General features: G+C 41.5%; 1 pseudogene. It reads left to right on the forward strand.

Features of this window, described 5'->3' with window-relative positions:
• Window positions 1-402, forward strand: a pseudogene (locus KKC1_RS16200) (ISNCY family transposase); the annotation flags it as partial.

Genomic DNA, 402 nt, shown 5'->3' on the forward strand with positions numbered 1-402 from the left:
TAGAGCAAGCTAATGAGTTCTTGACTCAATACATAGATAAATTTAACGCGCTGTTCGCTGTTGAAGCTAAGGAAACGGTGTCTGTTTACAGACCTATCCCTGAAAACATTGATATTGCCCATATCTTATGTGTCAAGCATAAAAGATCTGTGGACAACGGCGGTATTTTCTCTTTCCATAACAGGCATTTTAAAGTTATTTGCGACGACGTCAACCCTATCCCTCCACGTGCTAAGGTGGATGTCTTGGTAAGCCCGGTCTTCGGCGTGAAAGTTCAGTACAATGATACCGTGTTTGATACGCTGCCTTTTGCGAAACCTAAAAAAAGGGTTCAAAAAACCGAATCTACACCAAAGAAGGAAAAAAAGACTTACAGACCGCCTGACACCCATTATTACAAGT

Source organism: Calderihabitans maritimus (assembly GCF_002207765.1).
Taxonomy (GTDB): Bacteria; Bacillota; KKC1; order Calderihabitantales; family Calderihabitantaceae; genus Calderihabitans; species Calderihabitans maritimus.